General features: G+C 60.9%; 20 protein-coding genes. 8 read left to right on the forward strand and 12 right to left on the reverse strand.

Annotated features, from left to right (window positions below; translation table 11 throughout):
* Nucleotides 1–15: 15 nt before the first annotated feature.
* The 6 genes from paoC to IFT57_RS12185 all read left to right on the forward strand — a co-directional run bounded on the left by paoC (nucleotide 16) and on the right by IFT57_RS12185 (nucleotide 8,340).
* On the forward strand, nucleotides 16–2,226 hold the full coding sequence (paoC, locus tag IFT57_RS12160; protein ID WP_192151541.1) for an aldehyde oxidoreductase molybdenum-binding subunit PaoC: 2,211 nt from the start codon (nucleotides 16–18) through the stop codon (nucleotides 2,224–2,226).
* A 28-nt stretch (nucleotides 2,227–2,254) separates the two neighbouring features.
* On the forward strand, nucleotides 2,255–3,169 hold the full coding sequence (locus tag IFT57_RS12165; protein WP_192151542.1) for a LysR family transcriptional regulator: 915 nt from the start codon (nucleotides 2,255–2,257) through the stop codon (nucleotides 3,167–3,169).
* Nucleotides 3,170–3,524: 355 nt separating this feature from the next.
* Nucleotides 3,525–4,685: an acyltransferase family protein gene (locus IFT57_RS12170; protein ID WP_192151543.1), complete on the forward strand. Its 1,161-nt coding sequence runs from the start codon at nucleotides 3,525–3,527 to the stop codon at nucleotides 4,683–4,685.
* An 81-nt stretch (nucleotides 4,686–4,766) separates the two neighbouring features.
* The gene (locus IFT57_RS12175; protein WP_122715405.1) at nucleotides 4,767–5,666 is read left to right on the forward strand and encodes a LysR family transcriptional regulator; all 900 of its coding nucleotides are present in this window, start codon (nucleotides 4,767–4,769) and stop codon (nucleotides 5,664–5,666) included.
* 296 nt (nucleotides 5,667–5,962) lie between these two features.
* Nucleotides 5,963–7,273, forward strand: coding sequence for an MFS transporter (locus tag IFT57_RS12180; RefSeq protein ID WP_185793317.1), 1,311 nt, complete (start codon nucleotides 5,963–5,965; stop codon nucleotides 7,271–7,273).
* An 83-nt stretch (nucleotides 7,274–7,356) separates the two neighbouring features.
* Nucleotides 7,357–8,340, forward strand: a complete 984-nt coding sequence (locus IFT57_RS12185; protein WP_192151544.1) for a M14 family metallopeptidase — start codon at nucleotides 7,357–7,359, stop codon at nucleotides 8,338–8,340.
* A 5-nt stretch (nucleotides 8,341–8,345) separates the two neighbouring features.
* On the opposite strand, the gene IFT57_RS12190 is transcribed toward IFT57_RS12185, so the two are convergent.
* The 12 genes from IFT57_RS12190 to IFT57_RS12245 all read right to left on the reverse strand — a co-directional run bounded on the left by IFT57_RS12190 (nucleotide 8,346) and on the right by IFT57_RS12245 (nucleotide 22,334).
* Nucleotides 8,346–8,978, reverse strand: a complete 633-nt coding sequence (locus IFT57_RS12190; protein ID WP_192151545.1) for a dTMP kinase — start codon at nucleotides 8,976–8,978, stop codon at nucleotides 8,346–8,348.
* Between the two features lie 145 nt (nucleotides 8,979–9,123).
* Nucleotides 9,124–9,963, reverse strand: coding sequence for a cache domain-containing protein (locus IFT57_RS12195; RefSeq protein ID WP_192151546.1), 840 nt, complete (start codon nucleotides 9,961–9,963; stop codon nucleotides 9,124–9,126).
* Nucleotides 9,960–10,754, reverse strand: a complete 795-nt coding sequence (locus IFT57_RS12200; protein ID WP_446731198.1) for a cyclase family protein — start codon at nucleotides 10,752–10,754, stop codon at nucleotides 9,960–9,962. Before IFT57_RS12200 ends, IFT57_RS12195 begins: the two co-directional genes overlap by 4 nt.
* A complete protein-coding gene (locus IFT57_RS12205; protein ID WP_192151548.1) occupies nucleotides 10,754–11,719 on the reverse strand; it encodes an NAD-dependent epimerase/dehydratase family protein in 966 nt (321 codons plus the stop codon). Before IFT57_RS12205 ends, IFT57_RS12200 begins: the two co-directional genes overlap by 1 nt.
* Nucleotides 11,720–11,728: 9 nt before the next feature.
* Nucleotides 11,729–12,706 (reverse strand): fumarylacetoacetate hydrolase family protein, encoded by a 978-nt coding sequence (locus tag IFT57_RS12210; protein ID WP_192151549.1) that lies wholly within the window; start codon nucleotides 12,704–12,706, stop codon nucleotides 11,729–11,731.
* A 129-nt stretch (nucleotides 12,707–12,835) separates the two neighbouring features.
* The gene (locus tag IFT57_RS12215) at nucleotides 12,836–14,047 is read right to left on the reverse strand and encodes an MFS transporter (RefSeq protein WP_192151550.1); all 1,212 of its coding nucleotides are present in this window, start codon (nucleotides 14,045–14,047) and stop codon (nucleotides 12,836–12,838) included.
* Entirely contained in the window at nucleotides 14,037–16,526 is a 2,490-nt protein-coding gene (locus IFT57_RS12220) for an efflux RND transporter permease subunit (RefSeq protein ID WP_192151551.1), read from the reverse strand. Before IFT57_RS12220 ends, IFT57_RS12215 begins: the two co-directional genes overlap by 11 nt.
* 4 nt (nucleotides 16,527–16,530) lie before the next feature.
* The gene (locus tag IFT57_RS12225) at nucleotides 16,531–17,583 is read right to left on the reverse strand and encodes a YCF48-related protein (RefSeq protein WP_192151552.1); all 1,053 of its coding nucleotides are present in this window, start codon (nucleotides 17,581–17,583) and stop codon (nucleotides 16,531–16,533) included.
* A gap of 1 nt (nucleotide 17,584) precedes the next feature.
* Nucleotides 17,585–18,958: a DUF1329 domain-containing protein gene (locus tag IFT57_RS12230; protein ID WP_192151553.1), complete on the reverse strand. Its 1,374-nt coding sequence runs from the start codon at nucleotides 18,956–18,958 to the stop codon at nucleotides 17,585–17,587.
* A 17-nt stretch (nucleotides 18,959–18,975) separates the two neighbouring features.
* Nucleotides 18,976–20,661, reverse strand: coding sequence for a DUF1302 domain-containing protein (locus IFT57_RS12235; protein ID WP_192151554.1), 1,686 nt, complete (start codon nucleotides 20,659–20,661; stop codon nucleotides 18,976–18,978).
* 197 nt (nucleotides 20,662–20,858) lie between these two features.
* Complete coding sequence (locus tag IFT57_RS12240) at nucleotides 20,859–21,203, reverse strand: Rieske (2Fe-2S) protein (RefSeq protein ID WP_446731199.1); 345 nt, start codon at nucleotides 21,201–21,203, stop codon at nucleotides 20,859–20,861.
* Nucleotides 21,204–21,209: 6 nt separating this feature from the next.
* Nucleotides 21,210–22,334 carry an FAD-dependent oxidoreductase gene (locus IFT57_RS12245; protein WP_192151556.1) on the reverse strand — a complete coding sequence of 375 codons (1,125 nt, stop codon included), beginning with the start codon at nucleotides 22,332–22,334 and terminating at the stop codon, nucleotides 21,210–21,212.
* Nucleotides 22,335–22,502: 168 nt separating this feature from the next.
* On the opposite strand from IFT57_RS12245, the gene IFT57_RS12250 reads away from it, so the two are divergent.
* On the forward strand, nucleotides 22,503–23,426 hold the full coding sequence (locus IFT57_RS12250) for a LysR family transcriptional regulator (protein ID WP_192151557.1): 924 nt from the start codon (nucleotides 22,503–22,505) through the stop codon (nucleotides 23,424–23,426).
* Between the two features lie 192 nt (nucleotides 23,427–23,618).
* Nucleotides 23,619–24,776, forward strand: a complete 1,158-nt coding sequence (locus tag IFT57_RS12255) for an alpha/beta hydrolase family protein (RefSeq protein WP_192151558.1) — start codon at nucleotides 23,619–23,621, stop codon at nucleotides 24,774–24,776.
* Nucleotides 24,777–24,782 lie beyond the last annotated feature (6 nt).

The following is a 24,782-nucleotide window of genomic DNA, read 5'->3' on the forward strand; positions in this document are numbered from 1 at the left end:
CCAGGAGTATGCCTAATGAAGTTTGATACGCCCGCGAGCACAAACCCGATAGATCAGATGAAGGTGATCGGTCAGCCAAAAGATCGTGTTGAAGGCAAACTGAAGACGACCGGCACAGCCACCTATGCTTACGAACAACGAGCCGCACTAAGCCCTCCCGCCTACGGCTATGTTGTCGGCTCGGCAATCGGCAAAGGTCGGATATCGTCTATCGATTCAAGCGAGGCACGGCAAGCCAGCGGTGTCATCGCCATCGTTACCCACGAAAATGCAGGTCAATTGGACAGGGGTGAATTTTACGTTGATCGAGCACTTGCCGGGCCGAAAGTCGATCACTATCACCAAGCCGTAGCAATCGTCGTGGCAGAGACGTTCGAACAAGCCAGGGCGGCTTCGGCGTTGCTGAGGGTCTACTACGTCAGAGAGCCTGGCGCCTACCACCTCTTAGCACAGCGAGCGTCTGCCGCTACGCCCGCAGCTGGCGGGTTCGGCCCTCCCCCACATACTGAGATCGGGGATTTTGAAAGCGCATTTGCGCACGCCGCTGTCACACTCGACGGCCATTACACCACTCCGGATCAAGCGCACGCGATGATGGAACCTCACGCCACCATTGCTCAATGGCAGGGTGACAAACTGACGCTTTGGACGTCGATCCAACAGATGAATTGGGGCGTCAGAGACCTGGCTAAAACACTGGGGATTCCCAAAGGCAACATTCACCTCATTTCGCCCTACATCGGCGGCGGCTTTGGCGGCAAAGGCACTATCTTGTGCGACGCGGTATTGGCGTCTCTTGCCTCGAAAAAGGCTGGACGCCCGGTGAAGGTCGCACTTCCCCGACCGCTTATGTTTAACAACCTGACCCATAGGCCTGCGACGATTCAAAGAATCAGGCTCGGTGCCAACTCCGACGGCAAGCTCACTGCCGTTGGTCATGAGAGCTGGTCGGGCAATCTGCGAGGTGGGCGCACTGAAGCCGCTACCGCATCGACCCGAACATTGTATGCGGGTGCTAACCGCATGACCCGCCTCTATCTTGCCCAACTCGACCTTGCTGAAGGGAGCGCCATGCGTGCGCCCGGTGAAGCGCCGGGCATGATGGCTCTGGAGATTGCCATGGACGAGATGGCAGAGAAACTGGGGATGGATCCCGTAAGATTTCGTGTTATCAACGACACCCAAGTAGATCCCGAGCAGCCGGATCGCCGGTTCTCTCAACGCCAGTTAGTAGAGTGCCTGAATAAGGGGGCTGATCATTTCGGCTGGGCGCGACGTAACACCCATCCGGCCAAAGAACTCCGTGACGGATGGTGGGTTGGCTTGGGAATGGCCTCCGCGATCCGAGGTGCACCTACGACAAAGTCCGCTGCTCGAGTCCGGCTTGATCGCGAAGGCATAGTCACCGTCGAAACTGACATGACCGACATCGGCACCGGCTCTTACACCATTATTGCCCAGACTGCTGCGGAAATGATGGGCGTGGATATGGACAAGGTAAAGGTGAACTTGGGCGACTCACACTTCCCGGAATCATCCGGTTCAGGCGGTCAATGGGGCGCTGCCTCATCTACGGCAGGCGTCTACGCTGCTTGTGTGAAGCTCAGGGAAGCCGTTTCGATGAAGCTGGGCCTTGATCCGACCCTCACCGAATTTGTCGCTGGCCACGTTTGTCAAGGGTCGATAAGTCTGCCATTGACCACTGTGACAAAGGACGGCGAGCTGGTGTCCGAAGATTTCATGGAGTTCGGCGACCTAGCCAAACAGTACGCTCAGCAAACTTTTGGCGCCCACTTCGTTGAGGTTGGAGTAAATGCTGCCACTGGCGAGATCCGTATCCGTCGTCAACTGGCAGTGTGCGCAGCGGGCAGGATACTCAATCCAAAAACAGCACGAAGTCAGATCATCGGGGGAATGACCATGGGCGCCGGTGCTGCGCTCATGGAGGAAATGGTCGTGGATCATCGCCTAGGGTTTTTTGTTAATCACGATCTGGCCAGCTATGAAGTGCCGGTACATGCCGACATCCCCCATCAGGAGGTTATTTTCCTGGATGAGGTTGATCCCTATGCCACGCCGCTGAAGGCTAAAGGCGTCGGCGAGCTAGGTATTTCTGGCGCCGCTGCGGCGATTGCCAACGCTATCTATAACGCGACCGGCATTAGAGTCCGTGACTATCCCATTACGCTCGATAAGCTGATTGACCACTTGCCGGAAGTCGGCTGACCTTAACGTTTTACCATCGGAGTCATCAATGCAGCTGAGCCGCACGAACCTGGCAGATATCATTTATTTCCTTGCCATCGCTCGGCACCAGAGCTTCAGGAAAGCTGGGCTGGACGTGGGGATCAGCGCGTCTGCGCTAAGCCATGCCATGAAAGGGCTAGAGACACGGTTGGGCGTTCGACTGCTTAACCGCACAACACGAAGCGTGACGCTTACGGCAGCTGGCGAAGAGCTGCAGGGCCTCATCAGCGCGCCGGTAAATGATATCGGTCAGGCGCTGGAGGCCCTGAACCGGCTACGCGACGAGCCTGCCGGACGCATCAGACTAAACGTCTTGAGCGACGGCGCGAAACTCATCCTCGGCCCCGTCCTCCCAGTCTTCGTTGATCGCTATCCGGATATAGAGGTTGACCTCACCGTGACGAATCGAATGGTAGATGTCATTGGTGACGGCCATGATGCGGGGATACGTTACGGCGGGACGGTGCCCGAAGACATGATCGCCCAGCGACTCTCTCCCGATGTCGCTTGGGCCATCGTTGGCGCGCCGGGTTACCTGCAGCGTTTCGGAATTCCGATGCATCCGGACGACCTGCACCATCATCGGTGTCTGCGTGTGCGCCTGGGCAATGCACGCATCTACCACTGGCAGTTCTCGAAAGGCGGTCAGCAGATGGAGATAGATGTGCCGGGGCCCATCACTATTGATGAGGGTCGCGTCGGTGTGGCGATGGCTATGCGCGGCGTAGGCTTGATGTACGTCCCGCAGAAGGTAGTCGAACGGCAGATTGCGGAGGGATCTCTGCAGCGAGTCCTTGTGGATTGGACTCACTATGACCCAGGCTTTCACATTTACTACTCAAGTTTCAGACAGATACCTGTTGGTCTGCGCCTCCTCATTGACCTCATACGTGAGCTTGAGCCGATGGGGCCACTCCCCTAGCTGCTACTCGTTGATCCATAGAGAATAAGTCGTGCTTGATACTCGACGAAAGCTCTTTGAGGTCACTGACTGCTTGCACCGACTCTTAAGCTATACAGGGATCTACTTCTCCACAAAATGACTGACACAGGGTGGGCGAAGCATTGATTCAGAAGCATCCAGAAGAACGGCGGCCTGCTCAATCCCAAGAAGGCGCTGTTGGTCAGATTCATACTTTTTACCTAGCCTATCGAATCGACCAAATTGCGCTTGTGCCTACCGATGACTTGCTTTAGCTTAGCTCGTGTGATGGCTACGGGCCATGCCTCTTCGGCATGACACCGGGTAGCAATACTTACAACGCCCTGGACTACCCATGAAAAGATTTGTCGTACTCGACAGTTTCCGCGGCCTCTGCGCGGTTGCCGTCGTGCTGTTCCACACTTACGTGGTGCAAAGCATTGCCGAACTCGAGTTTTTCAAGAACGCCTTCCTGCTCGTGGAGTTCTTTTTTATCCTCAGCGGTTTCGTGTTGTTTCACACCTACGGCCAGCGTTTGAACAACGCGACCGATTATAAAAATTTCTTCATCAGTCGCACGGCTCGCCTGTATCCCCTGCATCTGACGATGTTGGGCGTTTACCTGGTACTGGAAATGGGTCGTTCGCTGGCTGAGAGGAAAGGCTTCAGTTTCAACGAACCGGCGTTCAGTGGCGCCACTTCGATGGACGAATTTCTGCCCAACCTGCTCCTGCTGCAATCCTGGCTGAACAGCGCCATGACCGGCTCGTTCAATTACCCCTCCTGGAGCATCAGCATCGAGTACTACCTGTACTTGATATTTGGCGTCATGGCAGTGCTGGCGCGCACCAGCAAGGTCAAGGTCTTCGCAATGGTGTCCCTGGCTGCCTTCATCACCTTGTGGAACGGTGAATCCTGGCTGAAGCTGGAAATCTTCCGCGGCGCCTCATGCTTCTTCGCCGGTGCCTGCCTGTATGTGCTCTACGATCGCATCAAGGACCTGGACCTGGACGCCGTGGACTTCAATCTGCTGGAGATTGCCCTGGTGCTGGGCGGCTACCGTCTGCTGGTGTCGAACATCGATCACAAGGGCGTGTATGCCAGCCTGCTATTCTGTGTCTTGATCCTGGTATTCGCGTTCGAGCGCGGCGTGATCTCGCGACTGCTGCACCAGCGATTTTTCGTCTGGCTGGGCGCCCTGTCGTTCTCCATCTACTTGACGCACGCGGCCATTCTCTTTGTGTTCAAGAGCGCCGTCATCGTCCTGTCGAAAGTGCTGCACACAGACCTGACAGAGACCCTGCAGGGCCATGACATGCCCAACATGGTCAAGTACATCTCGACCCACAGCATATGGCTCGACAACGGCATCGTTGTCTTGCAGTTGGCGACGGTACTGCTGGTCTCAACCTTGACCTACAAGTACGTCGAGATGCCGGGCGTGCAGTTGGGCAAGCGACTGACTCGCCGCAAAGCCGCAACGCCGGGCCCTACCCTGCAAGGCACCGCGCAGTAACTTTTAAAGCAGCCTAACGCCATCCCTTTTGGGGTGGCGTGTTGCAGCCCGCGGTCGCTCTTGACGCCATGAGGAGCATCGATGCAACTGGAATGGCTGGAAGACTTCATCGAACTGGCGCGCACTCGCAGCCTGTCGCGGGCCGCGGAGATACGCTGTGTGACCCATCCCGCTTTCGGTCGACGCATCCGAGCTTTGGAAGATTGGGTTGGTGTCCCCCTGATCGAACGCAAACAGCCATTGTCCCTCACCCCCGCCGGCCTATTGTTTCTGGACGCGGCGAGCCAATCGATGGAGCTGCTGCTGGCAGCCCGTGCGCAGTTCCAGACCATCGGTCTCAACCGTGACCAGCCACTGCGCATCGCTACCGGACGTACCCTGGCACGTGTGTTTTTTCCCGACTGGTACCAGTCGCTGCACCAGCGCTTCGGCGCGTTCCCCGTATCACTGGTTACCGGCGGCGCGCAAGAAGCCATCCTCAAGCTGACCGCCGGCGAGGTCGACTTGCAACTCATCTACTCCAGCCCCCTGACGCGAATTCTGGTGGACGCCGAACGCTTCGATTCCAAGGTGCTCGCGCAGGAGCAACTCGTACCGGTAAGCGCTCCCGATGACAGCGGCCAGCCGCGATTCGCCATCGGTCCGGACAGCGACGACTCCAGCATTGCATGGTTGGGCTTATCGCCCTCGTTGTCACTGCGTGGCGTGCTGGCTCAGCACCTGGCCAAGCTGCCGCAGCGCCTGGCATTGCGCATGATCTACCAGGCCGACTCCTACGAGGCGATTCTGGAAATGGCCAAGCGCGGTTCCGGACTCGCCTGGCTGCCTGGCATGGTGGTCAAGGATGCATTGGCTACTGGCGAGCTAGTGCTCGCGGGGGGCAGCGAACTGCACATCCCGTTCGATGTTTCGTTGCATCGACTGCGCGCCAATCGAAGCGAGCAGGTGATGCGCATCTGGGAAGGCCTGGATCCGGTTTGAGTCGGCCATTGCGCGCACTGTTACGGCGCATAAACAAAAAACACCGGCCCTGCGGCAAGCCTGTCACACCCGCGATTACAAGCCCGTGCCGGATAGGCTCGGGCTTGTGCCCAATCAGCAATTGTCCGCGACGCAACGTTGATTCACCTTGGTCTCGGGCCAGGTAGCCACGAAGGCGCAGACCTTCCACCGCTGCCCGGTCGTTTTCACCCATAACAATGACTGCCATCGTGTCCACCAACTGCCTGTGCCCGGTGGACGGATCGATAATCGTGAAACGAACCCGGAAACCACCCATGAGTACAGCCTCGACCACTCTGCACGCGACCCCGGCCACTACCCGGCGCGGGCCATGGAAAGAGATCATTGCCGCCAGCTTCGGCAACGCCCTGGAATTCTATGACCTGCTGATCTACGGCTACTTCGCCGTGGTGATCGGCAAACTGTTCTTCCCGTCCGACAACGAGACCACCTCCCTGCTGCTCGCGGTGGGCTCGTTCGGCATCTCGTTCCTGATGCGTCCACTGGGCGCCATCGTGCTGGGGTCCTACGCCGACCGCGCGGGGCGCAAAGCATCGTTGACGATGTCGATCCTGATCATGCTGATTGGCACCGCCATGATCACCTTTACCCCCTCCTACCAACAGATCGGTATCGCCGCGCCGTTGTTGATCATCGTCGCGCGCATGCTCCAGGGCTTTTCCACCGGCGGAGAGTTCGGCGCCGCCACCGCTTTCATGGTCGAGCATGCCGACCCCAGCCGCCGAGGCTTCTTCGCCAGTTGGCAACTGGCGACCCAAGGCCTTGCCACCGTGCTGGCGGCAGGCGTCAGTGCCCTGCTCAGCTACCTGCTCAGCGATGTGCAACTCAACGATTGGGGCTGGCGCGTGGCATTCGGCGTCGGCTTGTTGATCGGCCCGGTCGGCTTTTACATTCGGAGCCAGATCGACGAAACCCCTGATTTTCAGAAAGTCGCCGCCAAGGGCGAAGCCAAGACCCCGCTGCGCGACGTACTGGTCAAGGGCCGTACCAGCCTCCTGCTGTCCATTGGCGTGGTGGCTGGCGCGACGGCGTTCAACTACGTACACAAGCTGTACATGCCCACCTACGCCCTGAAACAACTGCAGATTACTGCCACCTCCTCCTATCTGGGCGCGTTGGTCACTGGTGTGATGTTGATGTTCATGGCGCCGGTGTTCGGCAGCCTGTCGGACCGCTTTGGTCGCTTCCGCGTGCTCACTCTGGCGCTGTTGATCACCGGACTGTCGTCCTATCCGATGTTCGTCTGGCTGAATCTGTACCCCAGCGTCACGACCCTGCTGATGGTGCAAGCAGTGGTGGGGATCTTGATCGCCGCCTGCCTGGGGCCGATCCCGGCGATGCTCGCCGACATTTTCCCCACCAGCATCCGCGGCACCGGACTCGCGCTGAGCTACAACTTTTCCGTGACCCTGTTCGGTGGTTTCGCTCCGCTGATCGTGACGTGGATGATCGACGCTACCGGCAGCAAACTCGCGCCCAGCTTCTATGTGGTGGCCACCTCGCTGGTCAGCGTGATTGCGGTGATCGTTCTGGGTAGACGCATGCGTAATCATCGCCCCACCTGAGCCGTGTGCTTGCAAAAACTCAATACGCTGACATCCACGCTGCCCTTTATTGCCAAAACACCTTTTGTCCGCAGGAGACCTGCATGAAGACCTTGGAACAAGTACGCGCTACCCTGACCCCCTACCCCATCGAGGTGGAATTTCCCGACATTCGCCCATGGCAGGAAGGGAATTGCGGCGTCGATTACGTGCATTCTTTCGACAGCGGCCTGGCCGGCCCTCACGTCATGGTGATGGCGTTGACCCACGGCAACGAGGTCAGCGGCGCGATTGCCTTGGATAGGTTGCTCAAGGATGAAGTGCGCCCGGTGCGCGGTCGCCTGACATTGGCGTTTGGCAACGTCGCCGCCTATCACGCCTTCGACCCGGATGACATCGACGCCACTCGCTATCTCGATGAGGACATGAACCGGGTTTGGTTGCCGAGCAAACTCGATGGGTCAGAGGACTCCATCGAACTGCGCCGGGCACGGGAACTGCGCCCCATCGTCGATACGGTGGACCTGCTGCTGGATATCCATTCCATGCACGAGGAAGCGCCGCCGATCATGATGTGTGGCGCCCAGACCAAAGGGATGGATTTCGCCGCCACACTGGGTGTTCCGCGAACCGTGGCCGCCGATGCCGGCCACCTAAATGGCCGCCGCCTGCGCGACTACCAGGATTTCGCAGACCCGTTGAGCCAGAAAAATGCCTTGCTGATCGAGACCGGGCAGCACTTCTCCCAACGTAGCTGTGAGGTAGCCATGGACGTAACAGCACGCTTTCTAGTGACGACGGGGGTGGTGGAACCAGCAGACATGGTCAACTACATCAGCACGAGTGCGCCGCAAGCCCAGCGCTTCTTGCAGGTTACCGAGCCGGTGGTTGCCCGAAGCATGGAGTTCGCGTTCGTCGAGGACTTTCGTGGGTTGGAGTTGATTGGCGAGGCTGGGAGTGTGCTGGCTTGGGATGGCGACCAAGCAGTGGTCACGCCATACGATGATTGTGTGCTGGTGCAACCGTCGCTACGGCATTTGGGCAATGGCGTGACGGTGGTGAGATTGGCGCGCGTGGTCGAGCGGTAGTGGGATCACGCGCTCCCTTCCCGCGCCGACCCAAGGACCCTGTTGATCGCGGAAACCACCTGCATCGTCGCCTGTTCGAGGCTGCCGTCATTACGGCAGCAAACCCAGCCGTGATCTGCAATCGCCCGTTCGAACGCCTGGGTACAAGCGACATGTTCTTGCAGGGTATGGATCACCGTACTGCTGAGTCCGCGCCTTCGTGCTGCTGCCCTCGCCCATGAAATATCCGGGTCTGTAACAACCCCGACATGCAGGTCCGGCACTCGCACGTTTCGATCGATGTTCAGCTGCAGAATGTCTGCGAATGGGATCATCCGGCGAAACGCGGCCTCCGACGGGTACCAACGATCGATCAGGATGATGCTGTCGCGTGGCTGCCGGGTCAGTACTTGCTGGGAGATCCAGGCCCGGCTCTGGGCAAAACGCTCACAGATCTCCCACTCCAGGTCCTGACGGGGACTTCTCGCCAGTTGGTTTACCAGGATCATCGTTTCAGCCCTGAAGGGATCGCTCTTGCGCTCGCATAACCGGATCACTTTTTTGTCGTCGGCCCTCAATAATTTAGTTACGGCCTCCAACAGCGTGGTTTTTCCGGTGCCCTTGGGCCCGTCGAGAGAAACGAATAATGGAAGATTCATTGTTCACGTAACGATGGAGATACGGTTTAAATGCGGTGGCATGGGTAAAGCGCTGCCAGTAATGATACAGCAGCGCACCATGGCTAGCAGACGGCCAGAGGTGGCTGGAGTTCATCTGCGTGGAGTGGGCGTGGACGGCCGTCGCCTAACGCCCGCGCCGGTAATACCCCACCGCAACCATATAGCTCCCCACCTTGCGCACCAGTGCATGCTTTTCTTCTATATTTCCCGTCACCGGATTCTTCCAGCGGTAGTCATAACCGGCCTCGTCGTTGTTGCGCATCAGCGCGAGGATCGGGGTGCCGACAGGTTTGCCGGCAGGATCACGGACAGTGGTGAAGTCAACGCCCAGCAGGCGCAGGTTGTAGCCGTGTGCCACGTAACGATGGGTGTTCAGATCGACCACGAATACGTAGAGGTCATCTTCGCGAAACTCGGCAGACAAGTCGTTGATCGCCTGCAAGCTGCGCTGGGGGTCTTGCTCGATGGCCTGCACCGACTTGTCCAACAGTTGCCGCGCCTGCTTGGCCGTCGCCCGGGGAAGGTATTGACCGGCAGCAATGACCCGGTCGCCGACCGTTTGAAAGTACACGCGTTTGCGCTCTGCCCGGCCGTCCACCGGGTTCTTCCAGCGGTACTCTGCGCTTTGAATACCCGGGTTGCTTGGCGCATTCAAAGCGGTTTGAAAAGCACTGGTCAGTTCCGGCGCCAGTACGCTGGAGACGTCACGACCGATCAACACTGCCGAAGGACCGCCGCTGGCGAGCAGCGTGCCGCTTTTGTCGACCACGAACACATAACGGTCGGCGTCGATGAACTCGCCCTGACGGCTGAATGCGGGTAGCGCTGCGTCGCCCTGTAGCCAGTAGTAATCGACTGCCCGTTCCAGTAGCGTGCGGGCGTGCTGGTCCGGCGCCGCATCGCTGGCCAGCACTGCGGCGGGGGCCAACACCAGGCCAAGGGTCAATACGCCGTAGCGAATCATGTCGATGTCTCTTCGTTGAAGATCGCCACGGCGCGGACGAAGCCTGCCGACGCATGCCTGATCTTGTAGGGAAAGCACGACACCGTGAACCCGTTGGGCGGCAGTTGCTCAAGGTTGGCGAGCTTCTCCATCTGACCATAGCCGGTGTCACGCCCGGCCTTATGGCCCTCCCAGATAATCGAGGCATCGCCGCTGGCGGCGAAGCGCTCGCGGGTGTACTTGAACGGCGCGTCCCAGCTCCAGGCATCGGTGCCTACCACACGCACGCCGCGATCCAGCAGGTACAGCGTAGCCTCGCGGCCCATGCCGACACCGGCGTCCAGGTAGCCAGGTTGGCCGAACAGGGCTCCGGCGCGCGTGTTCACCAGGACGATGTCCAACGGTTGCAGTGTGTGACCGATGCGCACAAGTTCTGCCTCGACTTCTGCCGCAGTGACCACATGGCCGTCGGGCAGGTGGCGCAGATCCAGCTTCACGCCGGGTTGCAGGCACCATTCCAGGGGCATTTCGTCGATACCCCAAGCCGGCTTGCCGCCGTCGGTGGTGGACGCGTAATGCCAGGGTGCATCCATGTGGGTGCCGCTGTGAGTGGTGATGTGCAGTCGCTCAGCGGCCCAGGACTCATTGCCCGGCATTTGCTCGAGCGTCAGTCCCGGGAACATCGCGGCCATTTCTGGCCACCCTTGTTGGTGGTCCATATAGTCGATTTTCGGCAGTAAGGGCGGTGGGTCGGTGTAAGGGTTGTTGTCCAGAGTCACCGATAGATCCACAAGGCGGTGTTTGGCAGTTATCACAGATGTTTCCTCGCGGCAGGTAGATTGAGTGCCTTGCGTACCAAGCTTGCCGCGCTGCCGTCATGGCAGAAGCCGGCGGCCTTGGAACGAGGGGTTTTCATTGCAGGCAGTGCGCCGAACAACGCCTGCAGGTGCGGGTCCGGGGCAAAGCTGATCAATTCACGGCAAGACTCGCCAAATCGGCCGGCCAGCGCATCGAGCACCTGCGCCATTGACAGTTGCAACACCGGCAACTGCCACACTCGCTTGGTATTCCATGGCAAGTCCGACAGCTGCGCCGCGTGCAGCAAGTTGGCCACGGCGCACGGCGCCGACATCCACCAGGCCTTGGCCTGCGGGCTGACCGGGCAGATGTAGTTCTGCCCTGCTGCACAGGCGTGCAGCACGTCGCTCATGAAGGCCGTACGCAAGCCGTTGGAGCCTTGCGGGCGGGCAACGATGCCGGGCAATCGCAGCGCGCGGCCATCCACCTCGCCACGCCGGGCGAGGTCGCACAGAGCTGTTTCCATCATCAAATTGTGCGCGGCATACGATGACTGTGGGCACGCAACGGCGTCCTCATTCATGCGCGACGGCAGGTTGGCGCCATACACGGCGACGCTGCTGGCGTACACCACGACCGGCGGGCGTACCGGATTGCGCAGCTGGTCGAGCAATTCCAGGCCAGCCAACAGGTTGACGTGCAAGCCCAGGGCGTAATTCTGCTCGGCGGCGCCACCCGGTACGCTGACCAGGTGGAATACCACCTCGACACCGTCCGCCAGTACGCGCCGAAGCAAGGCAGCGTCGGTGATGCTACCGGGGTGCGCGCGTACGCGTGGGTCGTGCGGCAGCTCGTCGAAGCGAGTATCCAGCAGCAACAGGCGCTCCACTGCCCGGCCGCGGAGCGTGCCTGTGTTCAACACCTCGCGCGCCAGCTGGCGCCCCAGGAAACCGTTGGCTCCGGTGATCAACACCCGCATAGGCACCTCCTACACACTGGCCTGCACCACACGCTGGTCGATCGCACCGAACAGTGACTTCCCGTCTGCGCCGAAGACCTCCATGCGCACCCTGTCGCCGAACTGCATGAAACCGGTACGTGCCGCGCCATGCTCGATCATCTCGATGGCACGGCGCTCGGCAATGCAGGCCGAACCCGCGCTGCGGTCGGCATTGGACACGGTGCCCGAGCCCAGCAACGTGCCCGCGCCAAGCCGCCGGGTGAAGGCCGCGTGAGCGATCAGCTGAGCGAAACTGAAGTTCATTTGCCCACCGTGGGGCTGGCCGAACCACTCACCGTTCCACTGTATGTTGAGCGCCAGGTGCATACGCCCTTCCCGCCAGGCGTCGCCCAATTCGTCCGGGGTAACAGCCACCGGAGCGAACGCCGACGACGGCTTGGCCTGTAGAAACCCGAAGCCGGTTTTCATTTCGCGGGGTGCCAGTGCGCGTAGGCTGACATCGTTGACTTGCAGCAGCAGCTTGATGTGCCCCAGCGCCTGGTCGGCAGGGCATCCCAGGGGCACGTCATCCACCAACACCGCGAACTCGCCTTCGAAGTCGATGCCCTGGCTGACGCTTGGCAGGCAGATATCGGTCTGGGCGCCAAGGAAATCATCGCCGGCGCCCTGGTACATCAGGGGCGTTTGCTCAGCGCCATCGATAGGGTCCAGATTGAAAGCTTTCTGCATCAGAGTTGCGTGGTTGAGAAACGCCGAGGCGTCACACCACTGGTAAGCGCGCGGCAGCGGAGCCATGGCTTGGGCCGGATCGAAGTGAAAGGCATCGGCGTATGTGCCGGCGTTCAGCAGCCCGTACAGCGCCTGCAATTGCGGTTCGGTTTGCGGCCAGTCCTCGATCGCCAACTGCAACGTAGCGATGGGGGCCAGCGCCGCCCATTGCAGATCCCGCGATACCACCACCAGTTGACCGTCGCGGCAGGCGTTGCGCAAAGTCGCCAGCTTCATGGCCGCAGCTCCTTGGCACGTTTCCCTGCGCAGGCGGCGGCACAATGGCTCAGCGTAGCGTGGCCATCGGCAGTGAGGCCGGTGACGACGTGTTTGAAACCAGCTAATGGGTGCATGGGCAGTCCTTCATCAAATGTTGTCGCCGAGGGTGGGACCCACGTCGGCAGTCCGGTTTTGTGCAACGTTGGTGTTGATACGCAGACAGCCCAGCGCGACCAGCCACTGGAGCCCGCCAATCACAGCGAGCGCAGTTGGCAGTGCGTTGGCCACACCGGCTGTGAGCGCCAGCACCGCCAGGGGGCTGATGAATTCGCCGGCGAAAATGGCGGCAGTGAAAAACCCACTGGCACGGCCGCGCTGGCTGAAGGTGACCAACCCCATGATGTGAGTGATCAGCGTCGGTAACATAAGGCCAATGCCCAGGCCGTTGATGAACACCGCCGCCCAGACCGTGGTATGGCTGGCGGCACTCGCCATCAGCAGCCCGCCACCGCCGGCCAGGGCGAAGGCCAGCAGCAGGAGCGTTGAAGGCCGAATGCGCCCGATCAGCCGGAAACTCAGGGCACCCAGCACCACGCCGAGTTGATTGCCGCCCATGGTCATACCGATTTGCTGGGGTTTCTCGACACCCAGCAGATTGAGCAGATAGCCGGCCTGCACTGGCACGATGAACAAGCTCGAACCGGCCAGCAGAGCCAACCCCAGCAACGGCAGGAGCTTGCGCCACGGCATCGGCATGGTGCTGTGCAACGGGGAAGCAACGACCCCATTTTTCGGTTCCCACAGCCATAGCGCCATCAACGGCAGCAAAACCAGGCCTACCGCGTAGAGGCTGAAGGGCGTGCGCCAGCCGCCTTCCCCCAACAGCCCGCCCACGCCTATGAACACTGCTGCCGCCAGCGACGTGACGACCATCTGCAAGGCAAACAGCCGCTCGCGACGAGCGCCGTTGTAATAGTCGCCCATCAGTGTGGTGCAACAGGTCATGATCGCGGCCTCGGTCAGGCCGATCCCGGCGCGACTGAGCACAATGGCCAGCAGCGATTCAAGCCACAGCGGCAGGGTCCCGAACACCGAATACAGCAGCATCGAGACCAACAGCAGAGGTTTGCGCCCGATGCGATCGGCCAGTATTCCGGCAAAGGGTGCGACGAGGGCGATGACAAGCGCCGGCAAGGTCAGCGCTACCGGCACCAGCACTGCCACGCCCGGCGTGTCGGCAAAGTGCGTCTGCATCCGCGGCAGCACCGGCGCCAGCAGCACGGCACCCAGTACCGGCAGGCAGCTGCCGAGCAACAGCAGCAGCGACTGCGGCAGGCCGGCCTGGCGGTCAACCTTCATGGCGCACCTCCAGCACGGCCGAGCGATGCGCAGCCTTGAGCTTGCTGTGCGATTTGCCTGCAGCCTGCGGCTGTACCGCGTCGTCTTCGGCAGCGACAGGTTTGGCCTGGGGTGGCAACAGGAAGTACGCCAGTGCCGGCAACAGGACCAGCGCGCCGACCATGTTCCAGACGAACATGAACGCCAGCAGCACGCCCATGTCGGCCTGAAACTTGATGGGGGAAAATATCCAGGTACCCACACCGATGGCCAAGGTGACGCCGGTGAGCATCACCACTTTGCCGGTAAACTGCAGGGCTTGGTAATACGCCTGTGACAGGCTGGCGCCGCGACGCATCTCCGCCAGCACGATGCTCATGACGTACAGCGCGTAGTCCACGCCGATGCCGACGCCCAAAGCGATCACCGGCAGGGTCGCTACCTTCACCCCGATGCCAAGCCAGACCATCAGCGCCTCGCACAATATCGAGGTCAGCATCAGGGGCAGCACCGCGCAGAGCACGGCGCGCCAACTGCGGAAGGTCACCAGGCACAGCAGGCACACCGCGCCGTACACCCACCAGAGCATTTCATGACTCGCTTGCTTGACAACAATGTTGGTCGCCGCTTCGATGCCCGAGCTGCCAGCGGCCAGCAGGAACTGCGCCTGCTCGCTGTCATTCTCCCGGGCAAATCCCTGCACGCTGTCCACGACACGGTTGAGGGTGTCAGCCTTGTGGTCGGTGACAAAGGCATACAACGTCAACAGGCTGCAGTCTTCGTTGTACAGGCCGCGCGGTGCGCCGGCGGTGATCATGTTCAGCGTCGCCTGGTTGTCCAGAAGCTCGTACCACTTGGGGTTGCCTTCGGACAGCCCCACAAGTACACGCCGATTGAGCAAGGCCAGGGAATTGGTCGAGTCCACCCCCGGCAGGCTGCGCAGTTGCCAGTCCAGATTGTCCACGCGTTTGAGCGTGTCATAGCTGGAACAGCCACCGGCCGGGGTCTTGACCATGACCGCAAATACATCGCTACTGGCGCCGTAGTGACGAGTCAGGTACGCGTTGTCCTGGTTATAGCGCGAGTCGGCACGCAGCTCCGGTGCGCCGGCGTCCAGGTCGCCCACCTTGAGGTCGAGACTGACAATGTAGCCGCCTGCGGCCATCAGTGCTGCGACTGTCACACAGGCTGTCGCCCAGCGCTTGCGAGTGAACAGGTCGAGAAAGCGCCAGGCTGGGTGACGTAGGCCACCGTTGGCCTCAGCCGCTTCACTGCGCAAACTGCGCCGGGCGGCCCGCTCGCTCACGCCCAGGTAGGACAACAGCACAGGCAACAGAATCAGGTTGGTGAAAATCAGCACCGCAACGCCGATGCTGGCGATCAACGCCAGATCCTGGATCACCTGGATCTTGATGATCATCAGTACCGCGAAGCCTACGGCATCGCACAGCAAGGCTGTCAGGCCGGCGAGAAACAACCGGCGAAAGGTGAACCGGGCCGCCACTAGCCGGTGCATGCCGCGACCGATGTCCTGCATGATGCCGTTCATCTTCTGCGCACCGTGGCTCATGCCGATGGCGAACACCAGAAACGGCACCAGCACCGAATACGGATCCAGTTCAAACCCAAGCAGCGGTAACAACCCCAGCTGCCACACCACGGCCACCAGCGAACAGCTCATCACCAGTACCGTGCTGCGCAGGCAGCGGGTGTACCAATAGAGCACAGCGGCTGTGATGAAGATGGCCGCAGCAAAGAACAGCAGGATCTGCCGCAGCCCTTGGATAAGGTCACCGACTACTTTGGCGAAGCCGGTAATGCGCACCTCGATCCCGTCCTGTTGGTACTGGCCACGCAAGGTTTCAAGCTGCTGGGATAACGCGTTGTAGTCCAGTGGCTGACCATCGGGGGTGCTGGCCAGCAGTGGCACGTAGAGGATGCTCGACTGCTGGTCGAACGCCACCAGTTGCCCGATTTCGTTGGAGCGCTCGACGTTGCGCTTCAAGGCCTCCAGGCTGGCGCGCGAGCCGTCATAGCCGTCGGGAATCACCGGCCCGCCTTCCAGGCCTTCTTCGGTGACGCCCACCCAGCGCGTGCCGGGCGTCCAGAGTGACTTCATGAATGCGCGGTCGACGCCTGGCAGCAGGTACACCGCATCATTGAGTTTCTGCAGGGCCTTGAGGTAATCGGGCTCGTAGATGCTGCCCTGGGTATTGATGACGGCAATCCGCACGGCGTTGCCCAAGCCCGAAAGCTCGTGGCGGTGTTCGAGGTAATTGGCGATGAACGGGTGGCCCGTGGGGATCATCTTTTCAAAGCTGGCATTGAGCTGCAGCCGAGTGGCCTGCCAGCCCAGCAACACTGTCACCAGCAGGCACAGCAGCAACACAATGCGCCGATGATTGAACAATGCCCGTTCAAGCAGCGAGCCGGAGCTCTGGTCGAAGTCGGCCAAGCGGCCGCTGGTGGCGGTTGCACCAGGTGGAAGGGTGACATGCATGGCCTTACTCCGCAGCGTTCAAAGAGGTGGCGAGGCGCACTGGACCGGCAAAGCCGACGCCTACCAGCGCGCCATCGGCGGCCTCGGCGACCGCGGTCAAGGGTGGTCCGGGCGGCAATGCCAGCGGGGTCAGACGAGCGCGATCAGCCGACGATCGCAGCACCCCGCCCGCCTGGTTGACCAGGAACAAGCGATTGCCCAGCAGCTGCATGTCGTTGATCGAGATCGGTACGGGGTTTTGGACTGACTCGAAGCTGCTGCCCTGATCCGTCGATCGAAACACCCTGCCCCGCAAGCCACCCAGGTGCAGGGCGCCATCGGGTTGCACGGCAAGGCTGAAGTAGCTGCCCTGGTAAGGGGTACTCATGGCGTTGAAGTGCTCGCCAGCATCCTGCGAGCGCAGAAACAGCCCCTGCTCGCCGGCGATGTACACACCGTCAGGCGATTGCGCTACGGCGTACAGGTGCAGACCTTGTGGATTGGGCAGGCGTGCGGCCCAAGAGACCCAACTGGCGCCACCGTCCGAGGTGTGCAAAGCCAGGCCGTAGGCGCCGACGACCAGCCCATGGTTGGCGTCGCTGAAAGCCAACGCCAACAAAGGCTTGTCGGCGCCATCGGCCACACCTTGGCGGGCGGCCGCCAGATGCTGCTCGTCGCCACTTGCCTGAGCGGCATCGAGTTCAAGCTGCGCCAGACGCCGGCCGTCCAGCTGCAGCGTCCAGCGTTCACCACCGTCGCTGCTGTGCAGCACCACGCCAGCATGCCCGACGGCCCAGCCGTTGCGCGCATCGACAAACTGCACCGCGGTCAGCGAGCTACTGATCGGTACCGGCACCTGGCGCCAGCTGGTACCGTTGTCATCGGACAGCAGGACGGTGCCACGCTCGCCCACTGCCACCAATCGATCCCCCGCACGGGTGATATCTTGAAGGGCCGCGTGCAGAGCCAGCTGCGACTGCAGCGCCGGGCTGCTGAGCACGTCCACCGACGGCGCGGCCGCTGCCCACTGCGGCACCAGGGTCATCAGGCACAGGCCAAGCCAGGCGTTAGGCTTCATCTCAGCGCACGCCTTCGCCGGCCAGCGCGTCAGGGGTGAATACCGAGTCCTTGTAGGCTGGCATGAGTCGGTATTGCTCGTTTTTACCGGCGAAAATGTCGCCGGTAAACCAGGTGCCGGACAGCAGGTCGTAAAAGCCGTTGGTCAAGGTCACCACACCCGGCAGATCGGGCATCACCACGGGCGTGGTCCACAGCACTTTCGCCAATTGATTCTGGGCGTCGTACCGGTCACCCAGTACCGCGGCCCAGGTGTCTTCGTCCAAGTAGTAAGTGCTGCGAGGCATCACGTGGCGTTTGCCGCTTTTGAGGGTTGCCTCCACCACCCAGACCCGGTGCAGTTCCCAGCGCAGCAGGTCCGGGTTGAGGTGGTGATCGGCCAACAGATCCGTGGCGTTGGCAGCGGTCAAGACCTTGTTGGCGTTGTAGGGAATGTACATGTCTTTCTTGCCCACCAGCTTCCAATCGAAGCGGTCGACCCGGCCGTTGAACACGTACAGCTCGTCGAAGCTCATGACACCGGCGGTGGCAGGTGTCGGGGTGTCGCAACAGGCATTGGGCAGACGCCGCACCCGTCGCTGACCCGGCAGGTAGGTCCAGGCGCCGGTGTTTTCGGCGTTGACGTTCTCCCGCCCGGTAATGGCTTCACCTGCGCGCAGCGGCGGCCCGTCGTTGATCATGCGGATGGTCCAGAAGGTGCCGTCCTTCTTGCCGCCGTCTGGCAGGTACCAGGGCATCTGGTAATCACCCCGCGAATTGTTGGTCAGTACATGCTTGCCATCGGAGGTGGTCAGGTATTGCGTGAAGTCGGTGTGCCAGGACGTCCCGCGCCAGCGCATCAGGTGGTTCCAGATGGCCTCGACACCGTCCTTGGCCAGTGGAAACGGGATGCCGCCCTCACCGTCCTGAGGTATGAGCCCGGCCGCGCTGTCGACAAGCCTGGTCTTGCCGGCATTGGCGTAGGTGGCGTCGTACACCGACTGCGGCGCCGCGGCGGTGCGGTGGGTCGGGTACACGTCCAGACGATAGCTGTCAGGGTACTTTTTCAACATCGCCTGAATGCCTGGGGTGACCTTGTCGGCGTACTGGCCGATATTTTTCGAAGTAATGCTGAACAGCGGTTTTTCCGCCGCAAACGGGTCACCACGCTTGCCGCCGTCCTTGTAAGCCGGGTCTGGTTTTGTCAGCCCGCCGGTCCAGGCCGGGATACTGCCGTCCTGATTGCCTGCGCGCTCGGCGCCCAGAGGCGTGAGGGTGGTCTTCAGGTCGGCAGCATCGGCTGCCATAGCACCCTGGGCCAGCAGCATGGCAGCGGCCAGGGAGGTCATCAGAATACTGACGCGCTTGCGGAGGGTCGCGGTTTCACGTGGGTTCATGGCAGTAGGCCCCTGGCTCAAAAGGTTCGGCTGACGCTGAAGGCTACGAAATCTCGATCCTTGAGCGATTGTTCGAAGGTGTAGTTGTTGTTTGCATCCAGATAGGTGTTTGCCGGGCCGTAGTAATGCGTATAGGTCAGGCCCAGGTTCCAGGTGTTGAGGTAGTTGCCCTTGATACCGATGTTGATATCGCCGCCGCGATCGCTGCCGAAGGCTGTGCTCAGCGCCTTCGAGGCGCCCTGGGTGTAGCTCACGCCCAGCGGGACGCTGATGTCCATGCCGGCGAAGGCCTGGCGATACATGGGTTCGTACACGGTGCGCAAGCTCCACGCGTCACGGTCGGCGTTGGGGTCCACGGCAGCGGGGTTATGAGTGGTGCTGAGTACCCGGTTCCAAGCGAACTCGCCCAGAAAACTGGTCTCTTGGGCCAGGAAGTTCGGACCCAGGGTTGCCAACCAGGAAAGGTTGGCGTGCAGGGTCCGGCCCGTGGCATACAACGCATCGTCGGCCCGGTTGGACGAGCCCTCGCCTGGAAGCAGCGGGCGCTGGTTGGTCGAGGCGAGCGGCTGGTCCCAGCGTGTGGACACTTCACCAGCGATGTTGAAGGCGTCCACCGTAGTCGAGAAGCTGGCGCCCAAGGCTTTGATGCTTTCGGGGTAGACCCAGTTGTACTCGCCGGCATTACCGGTGAAGGGGTTGAGGTTGGCAAACTCCGGACGCACGTTGAGCTGCGGGCTTTTGTCGTGGAAACGGATCGCATAGAGGCCGAAATCATAGTTTTCGGTGCGCCATTTGAGCTGTACACCACCCTGCCCCGAGTCTTTGGCCTGTTTGTCTTTGCCGTGGTAGAACGCCAGGGGCTGAGCGCCGGGGAACAATGGCGCACCGACAAACAACCGCTCGTTGCCGTCGCCGAACGTGTCGGAGGTGGAGAAGTAGCTGCCGGCGCCCGGCAACCGGTTGGCCTCCCACTCAAACTGATAATAGGCCCCGATGGATACGTCAGGGGTGATCTGCAACTGCCCGGACATCTGCTGCACCGGGCGAATCAATTCCTTGAATTGTGTGTTGGGTACCGACAGCCCCTTGACCACATCGATCGGCGCCATGCCGCCGGCGATGCCGTTCATGCCATAGAAAAGACTTTCGCCCCACTGCATGGCGTACTGACCGACTCGGCCCGACACCGGCATCTCGCCCAGTTCGCCTTTGCCGTAGACGAAGGCGTCCAGCAATTCGCCCTGGCGGCCGTGCAGCTTGCGGGTGTCACGGGTGAAGTGGTCGTAGTCCACCGAGAAGCTGTTGACGGTGCCAGGCGAGTCGTTGTCGTTCTTCTTGTTGTAGACATCGTCATACCAGGCTGTGCCGCTGAGCCGGGCCCCGACGTTCTGATAGCTGATGTCGAACTCGGAGAGCAGATCGAGCCGGCTGGAGATCAGACCCTTGTCGAAGTTGCGGTCGCCGTCATCGTCGTTCAACGCCGCGCGGCCTTTGGTCAGCCGAGCCGACGGGCTTTGGGTGCGCCACGCCGAGCTGTACTTGAGGGTGTTGTCCCAGCGGGCGCGGAGGTCTGGGTTACCGGTTTCGACATCGAACGCCTGTGCTTGCGGCACACCTCCACATAACGCGGCGATAGCCAGGACCAACGGTCTGCGCGCAAATTGGGAGCGCAGGCATTCCTTCGCACGTGTGCTAGTTACCATCGAGTAATCCTCTTTCTTATTTTTATCCGCAGGATTTATGCATGTCTTATTGTTGTAACCGTCTGCCCTGGGGCAGCGGGTTTATGGCTACAGCTTCAGGCCAATGGCGTGCTTTGACTAATCGACTCTTCTGATGCGATGTATTTCATGGCGCGATACCTATGCAGCGGTGGATACAGCTACGACGATGGTTGCCATCATTGGCCTGCCAACCACACACCGCCCCGTTCATCCACTGACAGAACCTGACTGCGCAACGATTGGCCCAGGCACGGACCCAATACACAGAGCCCGCTGTCAGGCATGAACAGCGCGCCGTGGGCATGGCAGACGATGCGCTGGCGGTCCGCCGACATGAATCGATCCTTGCGGTAATGCAGCGGCACCTGCAGATGCGGGCAGCTATTGAGCCAGGCTTTCAATTCACCTTGCCAACGCAGCACGAAGACGGTGTCACGACCCTTCCTCCAGGGATCGAAGCCCCGTGCGCAGCCCTCGGCCAGTACGGCCTGCGGGCATAGATAAATGGCAGTCATGGAAATTCCGGGTCAGATCGGCTCAGCGGTCAGCTTGAGCATTTGTTTGGTCAAACCGATGCGATCGAACGTTTGGTCCCGGGCCATTTCCCGATCGCCGGCCAGCACGGACTTTTCGCTGATGAACTTGCAGCGCTCGAAACGTCGGGCCATGAAGCGTTCGAGCTTGTCCTGCAGGCTGCCTTCGCCGGCCAGCTCCATGCTCAGCACCAGCGCGTCCTCGATCGCCATACCGGCACCCTGGCCCAGGTGTGGCGTGGTGGCATGTGCCGCATCGCCAATCAGCAGTACGCGGCCCTTGAACCAAGGTTCGTCCACGAACACCACTTCCATGGGCTTGTAGACGACCTTCGTGCTGTCTGTGATCTGCTCGCGCAACCTGCCTACCAAACCGCCCATACTGGCGAGACGGTCACGCATGACATCGGCCAGTTGACTGGGTTCGTACCAAGGGTTTTCCGGTTCGTGTGAAGTCGAGAACATGTACATCAAGGTGTCGGAGAGCGGGACCAGGCCGGCATTGCCGGCAGGCCCCATGTAGCTGGCGAGGTGATCGATGGAAGGGTCGCGGGGAAAGTTGTAGCGCCACACGGCTTGGCCAGTGAAGCGTGGCGTGTAGATATCGCCGAACAGCATGCCGCGAATCTTCGAATAGACGCCGTCTGCACCCACCAGCAGTGCATAGCGCCCAGTGCTGGCGTCGGTGAAGGTGACGTCCACGCCGTCTGCATCCTGCGCGAAGCTGGCTACGCTGAGCCCCAGGCGAACCCCTGCCCCCAACTCGATGGCGGCGCTGCTCAATACCTGATGGAGTGCCAGTCGCGAGATGCCGACGTTGGCTGGGTACTGCGGCCCGGCCAGGCGCTGCCCGGGAATGCGCGCCAGTGGGTGACCTTGCAGGTCGTGGATACCGACATCCTCGAAGGCATAGCCGGCCGCCAGATAGCGGTCCAGCACACCGAGCCGGGCCATTTCACGTACCACATTGCTCTGCTGGATGATGCCCACGCCGTACACCGTCCAGTCGGACTTGATCTCCACCAGGTCTACGGCCACCCCCTGGCGCCGCAAGGCGATGGCGGCGCACAGGCCACCGATGCCACCACCCACCACCAGCACTTTGTTGACGTCGCTCATCATGCTTTCCCTTGTTCTTGTAGTTGTTCTTGTAGTTGTCCAGGTAGCCGGCATCGACATGCTCGGCTCCAGCCTTGTGCTTGACGATAGGGAGGAAAGGAGGCGTTGACTAATCGTGAGTTGGCATGGAAAGTATTTTGAAAATAACTACAAGAAGAGCCTGCCCTCATGCGATTCAACCATCTGGACCTCAACCTGCTCGTCGCGCTCGATGTCCTGCTCGAAGAACAGAACATCACCCGGGCGGCCGTGCGGCTGCACATGACCCAGTCGGCGCTGAGCGGCATCCTGCGCAGGCTGCGGGCGTATTTCGAGGACGAACTGCTGGTGCAGGTCGGGCGCAGCATGGCGCCCACATTGCTGGGCAAGGACTTGCAGATCCCGATTCGCGAAGTGTTGCTCAAGATCCAGACGTCGATTGCAGCCAAGCCAGTGTTCGACGTTGCCTTGAGCAAGCGTCATTTTCGGATCATGGCGTCCGACTACCTGATCAACGTACTGCTGGCCGATGTAATCCACCGCATCAACGGCGAGGCGCCGCATGTCACCTTCGAGTTGATGAGCCCGGGCGAAACCGCTCTGGAGATGCTGATGCGCGGCGAGATCGATTTGATGATTGCGCCCGAGCAACACATCAACGCCGCGCACCCCTCCCAGTTACTGTTCGAAGAGCAACACGTCTGCGTGGTCTGGACCGGCAATACCAGTTTGAAAGAGCCGTTCACACTGGAAAACTACCTTGAACTGGGCCACGTCGCCGCCGCGTTCGGACGCAGCCGCACACCGGCCATCGAGCAGTGGTTCATGAACCAGTATGGCTGCAAGCGCCGCCTGGAAGTCATCACACACGACTTCAACACCATCCCGCATCTGCTCATTGGCTCGCAACGCATCGCTACCATGCACAGTCGGCTCGCCTTGCTGTATGCACAGTTGCTGCCGCTGCGCCTGCTGCCTCCGCCGGTAAAGCTGCCCGTGATGCGAGAGTACATGGCATGGCACCGCAGCCTTGACGGCGATGCCATGCTCGGCTGGCTGCGCAGGCAGTTGCTGGACGCGGTGCAGAGGTCCGAGGCCGTCCCGCAGACCTGACCCCTCGCCACCCCGGCGCTGCCAGCGGTCGAACTATCACGAAGTACGATGGTTGGCATCCGCACTCGCAATTTGTCCCATGCATCAATGCATGCGAGTTTCGGCCTGCTGGCAACGCCTGCTCAGGCGTTTCCGGCTGCGGCATGGGCAGACCTGGCCGCGCCCTGGAACCGTTAAAAGGACAATAAAAATATGTTTCGCTACTTCCCCACCAATTATGTCTGGAACCTGTCGGTAGACCTGGCGATAGAGATGGGAGCCCGCATCGGTGAAATCGAGGAAATGTGCGCGCCGCTTCAGGAAAGCGCCAAGCACCCCGACGCCGAAGGCACTCAGGCTTTCCGTGAAACCTGGGCCAGAATGGCCGACAAGTTGTGCGACCTCGCCAGCGAAGACGAAAGTCGGGGCCGGCTGTTGTCCGCGGGTGAAAAATACAATCGCGCAGCCACCTACTACATCACCTGTGAACGCCTGCAGAGTCACGGTGCCCCAGCGCGCGAAGCCCTTTACCAACGTTTCCTGGAGACCTTCGCGCGAGGCATCGAACTGTCGTCCGAGAACTGCGAACGGGTGGAAATACCGTATGAGGGCACCCACCTCAGCGGCTTGTATACCCGCGCCGAAGGTGTGCAAGGCCCTGCACCGATCCTGGTGCAGGTCAACGGCCTGGACTCGACCAAGGAAATGAAATACCGCGTGGGGCTGCCAGCCTGGCTGGCGAAGCGCGGTGTGTCTTCGTTGGTGATCGACCAGCCGGGCACGGGCGAAGCGCTGCGCCTGCAAGGACTGACCGCCCGCTACGACAGTGAACACTGGGCCAGCCGCGTAGTGGACTGGCTGGAAACCCGCAGCGAGATCGACCCAGGTCGTATCGGCCTGGAAGGCGTCTCGCTGGGGGGCTACTACTGTCCGCGAGCAGTAGCCTTCGAGCCGCGATTCGCCTGTGGCGTGGTGTGGGGCGCCAACCATGATTGGCGCGATGTGCAGAAGCGCCGCCTGGCCAATGAAGGCAATCTTCCGGTGCCACATTACTGGGCGCATGTGTGCTGGGTTTGGGGCGCCAAAGACATCGACCAGTTCATGAGCATTGCCGAAAACGTGCACCTGGACGGCGTACTCGATCGCATCACGGTGCCCTTTTTGGTGACCCACGGTGAGAAAGACAGCCAGATCCCGCTCAAATGGGCGCAGCGAACCTACGAGCAGTTGGTGAACAGCCCGCAACGCGAGCTGAAAATCTTCACCACCCGTGAAGGCGGAGTGCAGCACTCCAGCTTCGACAACAGCATCAACGCCGGCCAGTACATCGCTGACTGGGTCGCCGAAACCTTGGGCGGCCGCACGGCCTGAGTCAGA

This window comes from Pseudomonas sp. CFBP 13719 (assembly GCF_014842095.1).
In the GTDB taxonomy this organism is placed as follows: domain Bacteria; phylum Pseudomonadota; class Gammaproteobacteria; order Pseudomonadales; family Pseudomonadaceae; genus Aquipseudomonas.